The sequence below is a fragment of the Paenibacillus tundrae genome (assembly GCF_030812775.1).
GTDB lineage: Bacteria > Bacillota > Bacilli > Paenibacillales > Paenibacillaceae > Paenibacillus > Paenibacillus tundrae_A.
On record NZ_JAUSTI010000004.1, the window covers coordinates 132,804 to 149,179 of the forward strand.

General features: G+C 44.9%; 13 protein-coding genes. 12 read left to right on the top strand and 1 reads right to left on the bottom strand.

Translation table 11 applies throughout. The features are described 5' to 3' along the window. Window positions 1–56: 56 nt before the first annotated feature. Entirely contained in the window at window positions 57–881 is an 825-nt protein-coding gene (locus J2T19_RS08840) for an AraC family ligand binding domain-containing protein (protein ID WP_239290158.1), read from the top strand. A gap of 30 nt (window positions 882–911) precedes the next feature. On the opposite strand, the gene J2T19_RS08845 is transcribed toward J2T19_RS08840, so the two are convergent. After that, complete coding sequence (locus tag J2T19_RS08845; protein ID WP_307214830.1) at window positions 912–2,951, bottom strand: helix-turn-helix domain-containing protein; 2,040 nt, start codon at window positions 2,949–2,951, stop codon at window positions 912–914. A 273-nt stretch (window positions 2,952–3,224) separates the two neighbouring features. On the opposite strand from J2T19_RS08845, the gene J2T19_RS08850 reads away from it, so the two are divergent. From J2T19_RS08850 to J2T19_RS08900, 11 genes are all read left to right on the top strand, one after another. Further along, window positions 3,225–4,445, top strand: a complete 1,221-nt coding sequence (locus tag J2T19_RS08850) for a metal-dependent hydrolase family protein (protein ID WP_307214832.1) — start codon at window positions 3,225–3,227, stop codon at window positions 4,443–4,445. 35 nt (window positions 4,446–4,480) lie between these two features. Beyond that, window positions 4,481–5,647: a hypothetical protein gene (locus J2T19_RS08855; protein ID WP_307214834.1), complete on the top strand. Its 1,167-nt coding sequence runs from the start codon at window positions 4,481–4,483 to the stop codon at window positions 5,645–5,647. Between the two features lie 366 nt (window positions 5,648–6,013). After that, entirely contained in the window at window positions 6,014–6,931 is a 918-nt protein-coding gene (locus J2T19_RS08860) for an AraC family transcriptional regulator (RefSeq protein WP_307214837.1), read from the top strand. A gap of 26 nt (window positions 6,932–6,957) precedes the next feature. Further along, window positions 6,958–7,446 carry a DinB family protein gene (locus tag J2T19_RS08865; protein ID WP_307214839.1) on the top strand — a complete coding sequence of 163 codons (489 nt, stop codon included), beginning with the start codon at window positions 6,958–6,960 and terminating at the stop codon, window positions 7,444–7,446. A 254-nt stretch (window positions 7,447–7,700) separates the two neighbouring features. Continuing rightward, on the top strand, window positions 7,701–7,988 hold the full coding sequence (locus J2T19_RS08870) for a hypothetical protein (RefSeq protein ID WP_307214841.1): 288 nt from the start codon (window positions 7,701–7,703) through the stop codon (window positions 7,986–7,988). A 355-nt stretch (window positions 7,989–8,343) separates the two neighbouring features. Next, window positions 8,344–8,898 (top strand): GNAT family N-acetyltransferase, encoded by a 555-nt coding sequence (locus tag J2T19_RS08875; protein WP_307214843.1) that lies wholly within the window; start codon window positions 8,344–8,346, stop codon window positions 8,896–8,898. Between the two features lie 397 nt (window positions 8,899–9,295). Further along, window positions 9,296–10,150, top strand: coding sequence for a rhamnulose-1-phosphate aldolase (rhaD, locus tag J2T19_RS08880; RefSeq protein ID WP_307214845.1), 855 nt, complete (start codon window positions 9,296–9,298; stop codon window positions 10,148–10,150). Between the two features lie 433 nt (window positions 10,151–10,583). Next, window positions 10,584–12,401 (top strand): potassium transporter KimA, encoded by a 1,818-nt coding sequence (kimA, locus tag J2T19_RS08885; RefSeq protein WP_307214847.1) that lies wholly within the window; start codon window positions 10,584–10,586, stop codon window positions 12,399–12,401. 410 nt (window positions 12,402–12,811) lie between these two features. Further along, entirely contained in the window at window positions 12,812–13,774 is a 963-nt protein-coding gene (locus J2T19_RS08890) for a carbohydrate ABC transporter permease (RefSeq protein ID WP_307214849.1), read from the top strand. Beyond that, window positions 13,771–14,592 (top strand): carbohydrate ABC transporter permease, encoded by an 822-nt coding sequence (locus J2T19_RS08895; RefSeq protein WP_370874842.1) that lies wholly within the window; start codon window positions 13,771–13,773, stop codon window positions 14,590–14,592. The genes J2T19_RS08890 and J2T19_RS08895 overlap by 4 nt, the downstream gene beginning before the upstream one ends. 307 nt (window positions 14,593–14,899) lie before the next feature. Further along, window positions 14,900–16,285 (top strand): ABC transporter substrate-binding protein, encoded by a 1,386-nt coding sequence (locus J2T19_RS08900; protein ID WP_307214853.1) that lies wholly within the window; start codon window positions 14,900–14,902, stop codon window positions 16,283–16,285. Window positions 16,286–16,376: the final 91 nt, after the last annotated feature.

Genomic DNA, 16,376 nt, shown 5'->3' on the forward strand with positions numbered 1-16,376 from the left:
AAGGATATTGCCCACATCTATCACAATATGAAACTAAATGACAAGGTGGTGAACTGGTGGAGACTCAATATAGGTTTGGGAAAACAGACGAGACCTCTCGTTTGCCGATTTATATGACTACAGTAGGGTATTGGGAGCATCAGAAGGAGACAGATCGTCCGCAGGGTTTTCCTGACTATCAGATCCATCAAGTCATTGAAGGGCAAGGGAAACTGATCATTCAGGATGAGGAGCATCTAGTCGGCCCAGGTGATGTGTTTTTCCTCTATCCTGGTATTCCGCATCGTTATCACCCGATAAGTGAGCACTGGGAGCTGGCGTGGATATCCTTCCAAGGGCGAGAGGCCAGTGAGTTGCTATCTTATGCGGGTATCACCCATTCGCGCGTATGCAGATTGAGATCTAACAAGCTATTACAAGGACTGCAACACATGCTTGTGAGAGAAGAGAGTGTGGAAGATACCGATTATGAGATTGAATGCTCCAAGTGGTTATACGCGCTGCTGCTTGATCTTAAACCCATGCTTATCGCTCCAGCTAATCACAATGATGAATTACAGCGGTTAAAGCCCGTGTTGCAGTATATCGCTGAGCACTTAGATCAATCGTTGTCTCTAGCTGAGCTAGCCGAAGTGGCCGTGGTGTCCCCGCAGTATTTATGTCGTTTGTTCCAGCGGGCATTATCCACCAGACCGTTATTCTATGTGAATCAACAGCGTATTAATCGCAGCAAGCAATTGATGTTTAGCGAGATGCAGCTGCGAATATACGAAATTGCCCATCGGGTGGGGTACGAGAATGCAAGTTACTTTTGCGCCATGTTCAAAAGGCATACCGGCATGAGCCCAGAAAGCTTCCGTAAGCTACATGGATTACACTGATTTCATTCACATCTTATTCATTGGTTCAACTTATATAGAGGGTGCATGTGTAACGGCGTATACTTCGCTTAAATGAAATGCCAGATAAATCTTCATCCAGCCTTCTGAATCATTCAGATCCACACCTAGAATTTCTTCTATTTTACGTAGGCGTAAATAAAGTGTATTGCTATGAATATGCAATCGTTCGGCTGTAGACTGAACGGAACGGTTCTCGGCAATATACGTTTTAAGTGTAAGTTCGAGTTCACCTGATTTCTGCTGCTGTAGCGGTGCTAGAACTTCGTGAATATAGTTTTCGATATCTGACGTCTCTTGATTGAGGAAGAGCTTGTTAATGCCAATATCCTCATAGAGCATCCTGCCTACCTTATTACGTTTCAGCAAAAATGACAGTGCGCGCGCAGCCTCGTCATTGCTCTTGGATACATACTCCAGACCACGGTACACGCCACCGATTCCCATTAAGAGTTGCGGCGTCTTAGAGGTGGCCCATTTCTGTATGGCTACTTCGAGTGTGTTTATGACATGCAGCCGGATTTTAGGATCGGAAGCGGCGGCCAGAATCGTTATTTTATTGTGCGTATTAAATAGAAGATACTCAGTTGTACCTAACTCCTTATCAATAAAGCCAATCAGCTTACGCACCCAGTTTTCCGTTGTTTTCATATCCAGGTGCTCGCTCTGAAGCTGAACTTGAATGACGAATAGGGATTGATGCGCTGGTAAATGAAAGCTGGCGAGCCTGCTCTCTAACTGCTGAGGTTCCCGATACTGAACGAGATCACCGAAATAGTCCTGGTTTTTGCGATAAGTCATCTCTGTCAGCGAGTAGGTATTCATCATATTCAATGTGACAATAGCTCCGCCTTGTTCCAGAATAACATGGTCAAGCTGGCGCAGAGGATGATGCAGCTCAATGAGGAAACAACCGAGCACAAGCGCACCATATACGATTGGATATAGATATACGTCAAGATTTCCGTCTCCAGGCAAAGTTATGGGGTCGAAGTTAGTTTCTATTAAACTATAGATATTGATCTCATGAAGCGTCGCACTCTCCGGTATCGTAGGATACCAATCACTTCTCGCCATATCAATATAATAGGTAGGCAAGTTAAGCATGGAACCTACCTTCTCTATAGTGTGACCTAAGGAACCATGTTCAATGGAAAGTTTGGTAAACTGATTATGAATTTCATTACGGCTGACGAGATAACGGTTCTTCTCCAGTAGCTCAGAGTACATGGTCGCGTTGGAGATGGCGATCGCGGCTTGATCCGCAAATCCTTGCATCACGTTCAGGTCATGCGGGGCAAAACGTCTGTATTGCGTAAATTGATAGACGAGCATAACCCCAATTTTACGTGTGTTCATCGTGACTGGAACGGCAATCATGCTTTTAGCTACACTACCGTCAGGCAATGCACGAACAATAATGCTGGCATTCTTCGGATTAACGTTAGCCATATCCTTGTATGCCTCTTCCGGAGTACTGTATATACGGCCGATGCCTTCCTTATATACCTTTCCAGTAATTCCTTCATCAACCTCCCCTTGATACTGAAACACACTATCTTGAAAACCAACCTTGGCTCTAGGAATCATTTTGCCTGATTCGGGATCAACCATCATAAATAAACCACAGGATAAAGATGGGATTACCTTAAGCGCGTTCTCCATAATTTTCAGCAAGAGATCGTTTAATTCTAGGGAACAGGTAAGCTCTCTCAACCCCGTCATCCATCGTTCATTATGTACACGCTCCTTCATGATCTGCTGTTTAAGCAGCTCTTCTCGGATTAATGATTCCAAACGTTCGCTCTGTAGGAGGGTCAACTGCTTCTGGGTATCGACAGCAACACGGATACTGCAATGGGATAGAAATTCAAACGTATATTTAAAGATTTTCCACTCTAAGCTTAGAGAACCTTCCTCGATATTGTCAGGCATCTCTCCTACAAGCAGCCAGTTAATCCACTGAACATCATACTCATCCTTAAGCCATATGCCGTACCGACAGGTGCCAAAGCTATGTGTCATAAAGGAATGAATCGTCTCATTCATCATGGGCGTTACTCCTTTCGTGTGCTAATACATCACATTAGTCATATTTATTTTGCTCGAGGTTCACCGTTGACTGTGTATATCACTATAAAAGTCTGTATAAAACTGTTGCTATCAACAATGACATTATACAATTGCAGCTTATATAATGTCAGTAACTTTAACGCAATACAATTTCAATGTGTTACAACAGTATAGCTTTAATTTGAATAGGTACATCACGTATCATTCATTACGATGATGCGTAACCAAATCTGAAAACGAGGTGGAGTATTGATGAGTTCAATGATTGCTTTTACAGGTGCATTGCTGATTGATGGACAAGGCGGAGAGCCTGTTTCCGATAGTGTGGTTCTGGTAGAGAACGGTAAGATTAAAGAAGCAGGTGCCAAGGCAACTGTTCAGATTCCAGAAGAAGCTCAGATTGTCGACGTGACCGGAAAAGTCATCATGCCAGGATTGATCGATGCACATGTTCACGTACACGGAGCGAAGAATCTGAACATGGCTGCGGTGGCGCTTGAGCCAAATGAACTTCAGATGGGGAGAGCATTACAGGATCTACCGAAGCTGATTAACGCAGGATTCACAACGGTTCGCGATGTCGGCAGTCATGTGGCTGTGTATATTCGTGACCTGATCAAGGAAGGTGTCGTTAAAGGGCCGCGGATCAAAACGTCTCGTCATATGCTTAGTCAGACGGGTGGACATGCAGATATTCATATGATTCCAACCGAAATGAACATTTTCACGACATGTGACGGTGTGCCAGAAGTTATTAAGGCCGCACGCACGCAGTTCCGTGAGGGTGCAGATTTTATTAAAGTGTGTTCGACAGGTGGGGTGTTATCGGAGAAGGATGATCCACGCTGGTCACAATTCCGACTAGATGAACTGAAGGCAATTGTCTACGAGGCTGAGGCAGTACAGTCTTATGTAGCTTCCCATGCACAAGGTACACAAGGAATTAAAAATGCATTGCTGGCGGGTGTCCGTACAATTGAACACGGAATCTACATCGATGAAGAAGGCATCGGTATGATGCTGGATCAGAAGGCCGTTCTCGTTCCAACACTAGCTATCGTGCATCGGATTATCAACGAGGGGCATAAATACGGTGTACCTGAATTTGGAATTCGCAAAGCAGAGCGTGTATACCAAGAGCATATTGAAAATATGATCATCGCACACAAAGCGGGTGTAACCATCGCAGCGGGTACGGACTTCTGTACGTGTGCACCGGTAGAGCATGGCGGTAATGCACTCGAACTGCGATTGCTTGTCGATGATGTTGGCTTTACACCAATGCAAGCGATTGTTGCTGCAACTCGAGATGCGGCTAGAGCAATGCAGATGGAGGGGGAGATCGGTACCCTTGAAGCAGGCAAGTCTGCAGACTTACTGGTACTGAATGTGAATCCGTTGACAGATATCAGTCTGCTTGAAAATACAGCCCATATTGAGCAGGTCTATTTATCAGGTGAACGCTTGAAATAACAAGCAGACAACATAGAGAATGGGGAGAGGTCACCATGTTTAGTCAACCGATTTATATCGCCACGATATTACTTGTTATTTTAGCTATTGGAGAATTAGTCTCCATCTGGTCCAAAGCACGAATTCCTTCCTTGCTCGTTGTTCTAATCGGTTATCTACTACTGAACTGGGCAGGATTCTTTCCGCAAGGCGTGGTGTCAAGCTCTGCACTGAGCGCGTTCGGGGCGCTGATGGTGGCTCCACTTATTGTGCACATGGGAACCTTGATTCCACTGAAATTGATTCGTTCGCAGTATAAAGCGATATTGATTTCACTGTTCGGATCACTTATAGCTACAGGCCTCATTTTGTTGATTGTAACACCATTTTATGGTTACCCTACAGCTGTTGCCGGGTCAAGCCCGGTGGTCGGTGGAATTATCTCTTATCTAATCACGGCTACCAAGCTACAGGAGATGAATCTCGCTCATCTGATTACGATTCCGGCTGTTATTCTTGGCATTCACTCACTCGTAGGCATGCCGCTCGCAACCAATTTACTTCGGAGGTATGCTCTGAAACTACAGAAGCAGGGCGCTTTTGAGAACAAGACTCCAACGTCAAGTAACGTGAATATTAAGGAAGCGAATGTCAAAACATTTCTTCCACAGCGTTTCCATACCGCGCCAATCTTGCTATTGTTCTTATTCATTATGGGCAGTCTGTCCATCTATCTTGGCAATGTAACCGGGCTAAGCTATAGTATCTGGGCTCTGCTTCTGGGTGTTATAGGTCACCTCGTCGGGTTATTTCCATCACGGATTCTGGATAAAGCTAGTACGTCAGGCATTGCCATGATCGGTCTGATTATTGTGGTTATGACAAGTATGGAGTCGATTACGTTAGATGCAGTGGTCAGCTCTATTATTCCCGTATTGTTCATTATCGCAGTCGGGGTGGTTGGTGTAATGATCGGGGGATTCCTTGGCTCTAAGCTATTCAAATGGGACCCGCTTAAAGGTCTGCCTGTGGCGTTAACAGCCCTATTTGGTTTTCCGGGGGACTACATCATCTGTGAAGAAGTGAGTCGTTCCGTTGGGCGTGATGAGAATGAACGTCAAGCGATTCTGGATGAGATTTTGACACCTATGCTGGTCGGTGGATTTACAACCGTCACTACAGCCTCTGTGTTAATTGCGTCAGTATTAATCAAGACACTGTAAGAGGTTGTTCAAAAAGTCCGCTTTTGATTACGAAGGATGCGCGAGCGGCATCTCAGCGCCCGATATGGGATTCATATGAACTCGCACTATAAGTACATGAGCAGAAGTGGAGTGTTTAGTTCCATTCTTTTTGTAAAATTGATCTTCTCTTCATCCTAATTTCAGATTCTATTAAGGTTCGAAGACTAAGATAAGTCTTGTAAACCCCTTCTCGTGTTAAATAGATGTGTGACTGGCTCCGCCCGGATCGTCCGGCGGGGCATTTTTTTTGTATCTTTGGCTGTGTAGGGTTACGTGATAATGATATGATAGAAGCATACATAAGGATATACAGAGTAGAGGTATGAAGAGGAGGGAAGGGTTCTCATGGATGTGACGCTCCATACGATGTTTCGACCGATCCAGATCAATGGTACGGATGAGCAATCGTATTATGTGGAGAGAATGCCTTCTGCTGATCTCATGGCGTACATTGCTTGCTATTGGGAATCAGGATTTTTCTCGAATAGAGAAGAGAGCATGTTGCCTAAACAGGTGAATGGAGTACCCACTCGGGTATTGCCGGACGGTTGTACGGATATTCTGATAACATACGATGCGGCTCAGTCGAAGCATACGTTATCGTATTGTGGGAACTACACGCAGCCCTTCATGTTTCCCCAGTCAGTGGGTGTAGTTCCATCAGGAGATTATACGTTTGGTGTGCGCTTTTTTCCGGGCGGAGCACGTTCATTTCATGGATTGCCGCTGGATACGTTCACAGATTTGAGAATCGCTCTTGAGGAGTGCTGGCCTACCCAGGTGAATGAACTTCGAGAACGCCTGGCTACAACGAACAGCTTTGATGAGCGAGTGCAAGTCATGGAGAGCACATTGAAAAAGTTGTCGGTGCGTATCTCAGCGTATGAGCAGGATCTGATGAAAAATGTTCTGCACCGCATATTCAGCGATGGCGGTAGCATGAATGTACATGAGCTCGCCATGCGTGAGGTTGTGAGTGAGCGGCAATTACATCGTAAATTTGCAGGCTGGATTGGCGTTAGCCCGAAGCGATTCAGCGAGATCGTTCGTTTTCACCGTGTGCTGGCGAGCATCCACCAGAATCCGGCGTGTGACTGGGCGGCATTGGCGGTTGAACATGGATTCTACGACCAAGCACACTTGATTCGTCACTTTCGTAAGTTCTATGGAGATACGCCGCGGACTGCTGCTAAGGAACATCATTTGATGATGTCCGATTTGTACAATAGATTGGACAAGCCCTCGGTTATACTTAAATCCTAAGATGAATAATAAAGGAGACAACTGATATGAATGGAACTATGCAAATGAGAGATCATCTGCTTCGAGAATTGGAAACAGGCGTGCGTACAGGGGCATCACTTATCCGTCTGATTCGTCCAGAGGATTGGGCATACCGTCCACAGGATAACATGCGTTCTCTAGTGGAGCTAGTGCATCATTTTATTCAAATTACGGCCTCGGATCTTGCCATCATGCAGGAGAAAAGCGAAGCAGAGGTTGGACAAGTTGAAAATAGTCTAGCAGGCATCGAGGATATTGAGAAATTAGAAGCAACGCTGTGGAGTAATCTAGAAGCGTACAAAGCCTATATTGTTTCTCTCAGTGAAGAGGATCTATTGACCCGTTCAACCAAAGCATTTTATATGGAGCACGGACACCTTCAAGCCCAGTGGCAGATTGAGACGCTAACGCATGTATTCCATCACCGTTCCCAGCTCTATAATTATCTCAAGCAGCAGGGGCATGAATTAAACTTCTTCATGTTATACGCGTAAGCTCGGAGAGTTATAATTTTCTGTCAGCAGGGTTTGCGTATGTAATTCAGTCCGTTTCTACGTTGAACATAAAGTACACATCACAGCAGCTCTACCGGATTGTTCGGTAGGGCTCTTTTTCGTTTGAATCAATCATTGAATCTCAAATCTATGAAGTCTAGCAAAAATAGACGTTATAACACTGGAAATTTACCGTTACAATGCTAGATTTCAAACATAGAATACCGTATCAAAGCAAAAAGGAGGTGATTCACATGGCTATCCTTTTACCAATTCAGTATTACAATCTTCCAGCGGGTGTAGGTAAGTCCTACTACGAAAATCTGGCTGGAGGCTCCAACGCTACTGTAACAGTCAACAACAATGGACCATTTCCCGTATCTCTTGTAATTACTCGTGTTAATGAACCAATTGTCACTTATGTTGTTCCTGTAAACAGTAGTCTTACGATTGGAGCAGGTCATGTGTTAGTTTTCGCGTTGCTAGCGAATAATGGAGGCCCGGCTTCCGGAACGATTCAATTCGCTGTAGCTGATTTCTAATGCAGACTTGACTGTAATGCATTGAACAAGCCCTTGTCTGGTAGGTTATCCTTCCGGGCATGGGCTTGGTTTTTTTGATAGACGAATACAGCATTACGACCCTTAAATACGAGGGGAATTGGAAGAATGATAAGAAAGATGGCAAGGGTCAACCAGAGATCAAGGAAATATCTAATGAAGCAACATTGCTTGTATAGAAAAAGAAGTCAAACCGCACATCGATCAATTCGAAAAGCTGGCTAAGCAACTGTAGACATAAACCTCCTGTTTGACATGGCTCCCATTCGATTAATTCATGGTATAGCATGGTACAGAAATTAGTGAATTGGTCATACCAATGGGAGGGTGTAATATCATGAAAGAGACTCATCAGATGGAGCGAAACACGTTTCTGGAAACGGATCGGCTTGAGTTTGCGACTTGGACTGAAGAAGATCGCCCCTTAGCATCCGCGCTCTGGGGTGATCCAGAGGTGACGAAGTGGATGAATAATAAAGGGTTTTTGAATGAGGATGAGGTGGAGGCACGACATACACAAGAGATGAAACGGCAGCAGGAAGAAAATGTGCAATACTGGCCGATGTTTGAGAAAGAGACAGGTGTATTGGTCGGTTGTTGTGGGCTCCAGCCACATTCATCAGATGAGAACGTGTATGCATTGGGTGTTCATCTGACACGGGATCATTGGGGTCAAGGTTATGCGACAGAGGCCGCTCAGGCGGTGATTCAATATGCTTTTGAAGAGTTGGATGCAAAATCCCTAGTGGCAGAACATCATCCAGAGAATGAAGCTTGCAGACAACTGTTGCTGAAGCTCGGCTTCTCTTATGTAAGTGATGAATTGGTTGAGCAAACGGGGAAGATACATCCGTCATATCTCTTGCAGAGGCCGTCCCGGGAACCAAAATAATAATTCGGGGGTCATTCGATAAGATGAGGTAGTGTAGCGCTCACACCATAGTCCTGTCTTGACTAATCCTAATAAGTTACGTCGAATGAAGACCAAATTCATCGTTTTTTTATTTCTTTTTCAGCTTCTATTAAGGTAGCGAAGGTAAGATATTTCTTGTAAACCCCTTCTCGTGTTAGATAGATGTGTGACTGACCCCGCCGGACGCCGGTGGGGTATTTTTTTGTTTGATTTTGAAATAAAACAGATAAACAAACATAAACAAAAATAAATAAAATAAAATTGCGATGGTATGATTGACTTATAAAGATAAACAAAGGTATAATGAATGTGAAAAAAGGAACTTACTAGTACGTGGCGAGCTAAAAAAATGAGGTAACCTAAGGAGAGAATGATCATGAACGTGACCCTTACGAATAAAACGAACGAAACGGATCGACCTGCTGGCTGGAATATCCCCTTTATCCGTGAGATGGCCGAGATTACACAGCATATGTGGAAAAATGGCTGGGATGAACGTAATGGTGGTAACGTTAGCTATTTGCTAGAGGAAGAAGAAGTTGCTCAGTATATCGATATTCATCACGTCATCCGTACAATTAAACCGGCATTTGCTGTGCATGAGTTGGCTGGGAAATATTTTATCGTGACCGCTTCGGGTAAATATTTCAAAAATGTGCTAGCTGACCCAGAGAGTAATCTCGGATTACTGCGTGTCTCGCAGGATGGACAGGAATTGGAGGTATTGTGGGGCTTGAAGTCGGGAGCCAACCCAACCAGTGAGTTGCCTACACACTTCATGAGCCATATCGAACGTCTAAAAATCGACCCCAATCACCGGGTTGTGATGCACAACCATGCGACCAATGTACTGGCGATGACCTTCATACATGAACTGGACGAAGCGAAGTTCACGAAGACATTATGGCAGATGTGTACGGAATGTGTGGTTGTATTCCCGGACGGTGTAGGTATCATTCCATGGATGATCCCGGGATCGAATGAGATTGGACGTGAGACGGCTGAGAAAATGAAAGAGTATCACGCAGTGATCTGGCCACAGCACGGTATTTTTGGTACAGGGACGACGATTGATGAAGCGTTCGGACTTATTGAGACAATTGAGAAGGCTGCTCAAGTGTATATGCTGGTTGCTGGTCATGAGATTAGACAACGAATTACGGATGAGCAGCTTACAACACTCGCTGAAGCCTTTGGCGTGACTCCACGACCTGGCATCATCGGCACTTAATATATGTATTGCTGGTAGAGAAATATATAGATGGATTGGAAGTGACATTTACACAAGAACGGAGAGGACAGAAATAACGTGAAGAAGCGAAGCGTTCGGCTGAAAGCTTTCTGGAAGAAAGCTACATCGGAAGCATACGCTATCCCCGGATTTACCTCTTTAGAAAAGGGAATCAAAAAAGTTACGAGTGGGAAAGGAAATGGTCTTTGGTTTACGAACCGAAGTCCGTTTCTTTTTTTTGGCATTTAAACGTCAATTAAGCTCAAAAAAGTTCAAATTAATCACAAAGAATGGCTTTGTTATTCATTATTGAATTGTAGAATGCATTATCTCACGCTGACGAATTTCGGGTGAAATGACGTATTGTTATTGTGCTCGCGATTTTGCATAATAACAATGCTTCACACATGAAAGACGGAAGGAAGTCATGATCATGATTGGCAAAATGAAGAGGGTCTTAATAGGCAAGCCGATGAAATCGGCGCAACTGGATGGAGAGAAACTGGGGAAATGGAAGGCTCTTGCGATTTTATCTTCGGATGCATTATCGTCTGTGGCCTACGGTACGGAACAGATTTTACTGGTGCTCGTTGCGGCCGGCGTTGCTGCTCTATGGTATTCCGTTCCGATCTCTATCGCTGTGCTTGGGTTACTTGTCATTTTAATATTCTCTTATCGCCAGACGATATTTGCCTATCCTACAGGGGGCGGCGCGTACATTGTAGCGAAGGATAATTTGGGTACAACGCCCAGCTTGATCGCCGGTGGCTCATTGCTGGTCGATTATATCCTCACGGTTGCCGTAAGCTCATCTGCCGGCACAGATGCGATTACGTCGGCGTTTCCTGCTCTACATGATCACAGCATAGCGATTGCACTGTTGATGATTGTTTTTCTGACGATTATGAACCTGAGAGGGGTCACAGAGTCGGCTTCCGTGCTGGCTCTCCCGATATATTTGTTTATTTTCTCTATCGCGATTCTCATCATCTCTGGGGGAATCAAGTTCTTCGCTGGAGGTATGCATGCCGCAGCACCTGAGTTTGGAACGAGTCTATCACATGTAAGTATATTTCTCTTGCTCAAAGCATTCAGCTCAGGCTGTTCCGCACTAACTGGGGTGGAAGCAGTAAGTAACGCGATTCCGAATTTCAAGCAGCCTGCAGAGAAAAATGCGGCTGGAACCTTATTGCTGATGGGGTGTATACTTGGCGCAATGTTCATCGGCATTACCTTGCTCGCCTTTGGTTATGGTGTGAAGCCTGATCCTCAGGCAACGGTCATTTCACAGATTGCTGAAGCGACGTTTGGCAGAGGCACGATGTATTTTATCATTCAAGGTGTGACAGCACTCATTCTATTCCTGGCTGCGAATACAGCATATTCGGCTTTCCCGTTGTTGTCGTTCATGATGGCCAAAGACAAATATATGCCGCACATGTTCATGGTGAGGGGAGATCGATTAGGTTTCTCTAACGGTATTATTTTTCTAAGTGTAATGTCTGCATTGCTCGTTGTAGGCTTCAAAGGGAACACGGAAAGTCTCATTCCTCTCTACGCGGTGGGTGTGTTCATTCCCTTTACGTTATCACAACTCGGCATGATGATTCGCTGGATCAAAGTCAAACCATCGGGTTGGAGAACGAAGTTACTCGTTAATACGGTGGGGATGCTGACGACTTTGTCGATCACCTTAATTTTTATTTTCACCAAGTTCACGCAGACATGGGTTATCTTTATTTTCTTACCACTCGTCGTTTATGGATTCATGCGCATTCATCGTCACTACTGTAACATCGCTGATGAGCTGCGTATTGACATCCAATCGGAGAAGCCGGCTCGAAAAGGGAATACGATCGTCATTCCAGTGGCAGGCATTACACGGGTCGTGATGAATACGATCAGTTATGCCCAGACGATGTCAGATAACGTTGTAGCACTATACATCGGTTTCGATGATGAGGCGATTCATAAGATGGAGAAAAAGTGGGCAGAGTGGAACCCAGGCGTGCGCCTCGTGGTGGTGAAGTCTAGATACCGTAGCATTATGGGGCCTTTGAAAAAATTCATCGATACCGTGGAGTGGAAAACATCAGAGACGGATCATATTACCATTCTCATCCCACAATTCATCACCAAGCATTGGTGGCAAAATGTACTGCACAATCAAACCAGCTTCATGATTCGAACCTACTTGATTAATTATAAGGACGTCATAGTCACAACTGTGCCCTATCATCTTAATCGATAGACGTAACGACAAGAAGTTCATGAGCTTTATGTGCAGTTGAAGTTTAAATCCGTTGTTAGAAGCGCTAAGCTTCTGACCTAACAATAACCGGAGTACCTTTGTAAATTGGGATTTTCCAGTTTTGTGTTAAATCAATGATATTTCAGGAAATGAGAATTTCATTTCACATTTACAAAGGCAGCCGCATGAAACTTCCCGAATGAAGGGAGGACATGCGGTTTTTTTGTCATTTTATCCATTAATCTGGAAGCTGTTTCAATATGATTCGTTTGGTAAATGCACTTGTCCACGATTAACATTACGTTGATTCAGAATGGATTCTGCAATGATGTTGAACTTATAGACTGATTAAGGTGGTTATGACGATTGAGTCATGACCGAATGATCTAACCAAGGGGGAAGAAAATCCGATGAGTGAGCTTGATAACCGGATCGGCTTGCCTGCTGCCAGTCGGCGTATATCGAAGACAAGTGAGCGCCGTACGGCTTCGCTCCGAGTACAACGGATGCGGGAGAATATGCTGGCCTATGGTTTCCTGGCACCATCGCTGCTTTTGTTCGCAGTGTTCCTGTTCTATCCAATGTTTAAATCTGTGTATCTCAGTATGCATTCAACTGATCCTACGGGACAGATTGCTGCCTATGTAGGACTGGACAACTTTAAGGCAGTTTTCCAATCTGGGCTGTTTCTTCAAGGAATGAAAGTGACGTTACTGTTCGTTCTGTTCACGGTGCCAACGGGCATCCTGGCAGCTCTGATTCTCGCTGCGCTAACCCATAACAAATTTAAGGGAATGCGTGTGTTCCAGTTTGTCTTTTCTCTACCCGTTGTATTATCTGTAGGTTCGTCCGCGGTCATCTGGAAGTTTCTGTTCCATCCAACACTAGGTATGCTGAATTATTTGTTAGGAAAAGTCGGCATTGATCCGATTCCTTGGCTAACCAGTCCGGATTGGGCACTAATCTCCATTTCGATCATGACGATCTGGATGAATCTTGGATTCAATTACATTATTGTGTCGAGTGGATTGCAGGGCATCCCGGATGAGATTTATGAGAGTGCGAAAATTGATGGAGCAGGACCGTTGCTTACGTTTCGCAAAATCTCAATGCCGTTGCTGTCACCTACGCTGTTTTTTGTTAGCGTGGTTTCCATCATTGGTGCGTTCCAGTCGTTTGGTCAGATCAACATTCTAACCCGTGGGGGACCGATGGACAGTACAAACGTATTCGTCTACTCGATCTATCAAGAAGCCTTTGTTAATTTCCGCTTCGGAACAGGTAGTGCGCAGGCACTTATTCTGTTCGCGGTCATTATGCTTTTAACCCTAATTCAGTTCAAATGGGTAGAAAGGAAAGTACATTATCAATGAGAACCCCATGGATGAACACCTTATTGTATGTGCTTCTCACGATCTGTGCGGCACTGGTACTGTATCCGGTCATGTATACCTTCTTCATGGCTGTGATGACGCCCGAGGATGCAAGTGCCTATCCGCCGCATATCATTCCGCAGTCGATTGACCTGTCTAACTTCTCCGAAGTATTCGATATCGTGCCTATTGGTACGTTTATCTGGAATACCTTCTTGGTTGCGGGACTGACCATGCTGGGGCAATTGATTACGGCGAGCATGGCTGCATACGCTTTTGCCAAAATGCAGTTTAAAGGGAAAAACGTCATCTTCAGTATGTTTGTCGCGACGATGATGATCCCTTGGGAAGTCACGATGATTCCAAACTATCTAACGGTTCGTAGTTGGGGCTGGCTTGATACGTATCAGGGCTTAACGGTTCCGTTCCTGGCTACGGCGTTTGGTACCTTCCTGCTAAGACAGTTCTTTATGCAACTCCCCAAAGAGCTGTTTGAAGCAGCAAAAATGGATGGCTGTGGACACATTCGATATTTTGTATCGCATGTACTACCGCTGTCTCGCCCGGCGCTTGGAACACTAGCGATCTACTCATTCCTCAGTATGTACAATTCGTATCTGTGGCCGTTGCTCGTAACGAACACCCCAGAGATGAGAACAGTACAGATCGGAATTTCGATGCTGGAGTTCCAGGAATCCACTGCATGGAATCTGGTATTTGCCGGCACGGCGATGGTCATTCTACCATCTTTGTTGCTGCTGGTGTTTGGGTTGAAACAGCTTGTCCGCGGAATGGCGGCTGGCGCATTGAAAGGCTAAGGGCTAGTTATATCAAAGCTTTCATCACTGGTTGTAAAAGATCCACGCACTCCAATGCTACGAGCGAGTAAACCAGGCTCAATCTTAAAATCTTTTTAGGAGAGAATGCGAAAGTAATGGAAGGAACGAAATCGATTCTGGAGAAGCAACGCGTTTGCGTTTATCACCGGATTTTCCCATTGAGAGAATGGGAGAAAAAAATCTGGGGATAACAGCAATCGGAAGAACGATTCGTTACTGGAATGGCCACTTCGCCTAACTCTAATGAACTGATTTTTGAAATGAGCCCTAAAAAAGGAGAGAGATCATGGTAAAGGGATTTCGGTTGAAAAAAAGAGGAACGTTCGCATTAATGTTGGCAGCACTGGTGTTAGTTATCTCCGCATGTGGTACCAAAACAGACACAAGCAGCACGCCAGCGGCTGGTGGACAAGCGGATGCCGCTGCAGCAACCACTGAGCCCGTTCAATTGAATTGGTGGCACTCCATGTCCGGTGCAGGGGAAAAAGCGATCAATCAACTTGCATCAGACTTCAACGCTAGTCACCCTGACATCCAGGTCAAAGCGATCTATCAAGGTAAATACGATGAGAGCTTGAACAAACTGAAAGCCTCAATGGGATCAGATAGCGGCCCTGACATCATCCAGGTATATGAGATCGGCAGTAAATTCATGATTGACTCTGGCATGATTACGCCAGTACAGCAATTTATTGATAAAGATAACTTTGATCTCTCTCAATTGGAGCCAAACATCATTCGTTATTACACCATTGATGGTAAATTGAACGCGATGCCTTTTAATACATCGAACCCAATTCTCTACTACAACAAAGACATGTTCAAAGCAGCGGGCTTGGATCCAGAGAACCCACCGAAGACATATGAAGAGTTCGAACAAGCGGCCAAAGCACTGGGCAAAGACGGTAAACCAGGCGCTTCCATGGCGATCTATGGCTGGTTCATGGAGCAATTCTTCGCTAACCAGAATGCAGATTATGTAAACAATGGTAACGGTCGAGACAGCGCAGCTACTGAATCGCTGTTGAACTCCGAAGCTGGCGTGAAGACATTATCGTGGTGGAAAAAGATGATCGACGAGAAAACCGTATCTAACCTCGGACGTAGCACAGATGATACAACAGCAGCATTCACAGCGGAGCAGATCGGTATGACACTGGATTCTACAGCTGGATTGCGTAAAATCGTAGAAGGATCTGGCGGTAAGTTTGAACTTGGAACAGGATTCTTGCCTCGCCCAGCAGATGCAAAAGATGGCGGAGTTGTAGTTGGTGGTGCAAGCTTATACATCATGAATAACAAATCCGATGCACAACAACAAGCAGCATGGGAATTCATCAAGTATTTGGCGACACCAGAAGTACAAGCGAACTGGAGTGTTGCGACAGGATATTTCCCAATTACGACAGCAGCTTACGACCAGCAAGTATTAAAGGATAATATGGCGAAGTACCCGCAATTCCAGACAGCAGTCGACCAATTGCACGCTTCCGTTGATTCGACAGCAACTTCTGGCGCAGTTATGGGTGTATTCCCAGAAGCAAGACAAATTGTCGAAGGAGCGATCGAGACAGTTCTGAATGGACAAGGTGAACCACAGGAAGCTCTGGATGCTGCTGCGAAGCAAATTACAGATAAGATCGCACAGTATAACAGCACAGTGAAGAAATAATGTTAGATTGATCTCATAACAACAACTCAGATGCGGCGGTCAAACATGATCGTCGCGTTTCTGTGTTCGGACTGAAGGTTTGATGTACGAC

Excerpts from the sequence above, each read along its gene's own strand:
- J2T19_RS08860 (WP_307214837.1), top strand. The coding sequence starts at position 6,014 with ATGGATGTGACGCTCCATACGATGTTTCGACCGATCCAGATCAATGGT.
- J2T19_RS08855 (WP_307214834.1), top strand. The coding sequence starts at position 4,481 with ATGTTTAGTCAACCGATTTATATCGCCACGATATTACTTGTTATTTTA.
- rhaD (WP_307214845.1), top strand. The coding sequence starts at position 9,296 with ATGAACGTGACCCTTACGAATAAAACGAACGAAACGGATCGACCTGCT.
- J2T19_RS08850 (WP_307214832.1), top strand. The coding sequence starts at position 3,225 with ATGAGTTCAATGATTGCTTTTACAGGTGCATTGCTGATTGATGGACAA.
- J2T19_RS08845 (WP_307214830.1), bottom strand. The coding sequence starts at position 2,951 with ATGATGAATGAGACGATTCATTCCTTTATGACACATAGCTTTGGCACC.
- J2T19_RS08875 (WP_307214843.1), top strand. The coding sequence starts at position 8,344 with ATGAAAGAGACTCATCAGATGGAGCGAAACACGTTTCTGGAAACGGAT.
- J2T19_RS08865 (WP_307214839.1), top strand. The coding sequence starts at position 6,958 with ATGAATGGAACTATGCAAATGAGAGATCATCTGCTTCGAGAATTGGAA.
- J2T19_RS08870 (WP_307214841.1), top strand. The coding sequence starts at position 7,701 with ATGGCTATCCTTTTACCAATTCAGTATTACAATCTTCCAGCGGGTGTA.
- J2T19_RS08890 (WP_307214849.1), top strand. The coding sequence starts at position 12,812 with ATGAGTGAGCTTGATAACCGGATCGGCTTGCCTGCTGCCAGTCGGCGT.
- J2T19_RS08900 (WP_307214853.1), top strand. The coding sequence starts at position 14,900 with ATGGTAAAGGGATTTCGGTTGAAAAAAAGAGGAACGTTCGCATTAATG.
- J2T19_RS08895 (WP_370874842.1), top strand. The coding sequence starts at position 13,771 with ATGAGAACCCCATGGATGAACACCTTATTGTATGTGCTTCTCACGATC.
- kimA (WP_307214847.1), top strand. The coding sequence starts at position 10,584 with ATGATTGGCAAAATGAAGAGGGTCTTAATAGGCAAGCCGATGAAATCG.